A 1283-nucleotide genomic window follows, 5' to 3' on the forward strand; every position below is an offset into this window, starting at 1 on the left:
CGTGTTCGAGGGCGCTGTATGGAACGTCCGCGACGATCGGGTGCGCTACGGCGACGGAGAGATCCGTCGCCAGTACGTCGCGCACACCGGCGCCGTGGCGATCCTCGCACTGGACGACGAGCAGCGGGTGCTGCTGATCCAGCAGTACCGCCACCCGATCCGCCACCGCGACTGGGAGCTGCCGGCAGGGCTGCTCGACATCGCGGGGGAGGAGCCGTTGGAGGCCGCCCGCCGCGAGCTGGCCGAGGAGGCCGACCTCGTCGCCGCGCACTGGGAGCCGCTCGTGTCGTCGTGGACCACTCCGGGCGGCAATGACGAGGCCATCCACATCTTCCTGGCAACGGGCATCTCGGCGGCGCCCGATGCGCACGCCCGCGAAGACGAAGAGGCTGACATCCGCGTCGAATGGGTACCGCTCGACGCCGCGGTGCGTGGTGTGCTCGACGGACGGATGCGCAACGGCATCCTGAGCATCGGCGTCCTCGCGACCGCGCAGAGGCTGCGCGACCGGGGCTGAGGATGCAGCTCGATCGTGCGCTGGACACGTATCTGCGTCACGTCACGATCGAGCGCGGCCTAAGCGAACACACCGTCGCGGCCTATCGCCGAGACCTCGCGGTCTACCTCGAGTGGCTCGAGGCCGAGGGGGTCGACGACACCCGAGAGATCACGCCGGCCGTCGTGGGACGTTTCATCGCGGACCGCTCGGGCACAGAGCCGGCTCCGGCCGCGACGAGCCTGGCCAGGATGCAGTCGTCGGTGCGCGGTTGGCACCGGTTCCTGGCCCGAGAGGGCATCGAGGTGGACGATCCGAGCGGTCGCCTGCGTCCGCCCAAGGCCCCGCAGCGGCTGCCGAAGGCGCTGACGATCGATCAGGTCGAGCGCCTGCTCGCGGCACCCTCGGCGGACGAGCCCCTGGGCATCCGCGACCGGGCGCTGCTCGAGCTGCTCTATGCGACCGGGGCACGGGTCTCTGAGGCGGTCGGGCTCGACGTCGACGACCTCGCGCATGGCGATGTGCTGAGGTTGCGGGGAAAGGGCTCGAAGGAGCGGATCGTCCCGATCGGGTCTTTCGCCCGTACCGCCGTCGACGCGTACCTCACGCGGGTTCGCCCCGGACTCGCGGCGAAGGGGCGGGCCTCTGCGCGGCTGTTTCTCGGGGCGCGCGGCGCTCCGCTGTCGCGGCAGAGCGCGTGGCTCGTGATCCGAGCGGCAGCCGAGGGTGCGCACATCACCTCCGAGGTCTCGCCGCATACTCTGAGGCACTCGTTCGCGACGCACCT

General features: G+C 70.9%; 2 protein-coding genes. Both read left to right on the forward strand.

The window, feature by feature from the left end:
• Position 1: 1 nt before the first annotated feature.
• The gene (locus tag J7E68_RS16200) at positions 2 to 517 is read left to right on the forward strand and encodes an NUDIX hydrolase (RefSeq protein ID WP_311417196.1); all 516 of its coding nucleotides are present in this window, start codon (positions 2 to 4) and stop codon (positions 515 to 517) included.
• Between the two features lie 2 nt (positions 518 to 519).
• Positions 520 to 1283 (forward strand): tyrosine recombinase (locus J7E68_RS16205; RefSeq protein WP_215174329.1); only part of this gene is annotated, 764 nt, incomplete at its 3' end.

The sequence above is a fragment of the Microbacterium sp. ISL-103 genome (assembly GCF_018613995.1).
In the GTDB taxonomy this organism is placed as follows: domain Bacteria; phylum Actinomycetota; class Actinomycetes; order Actinomycetales; family Microbacteriaceae; genus Microbacterium.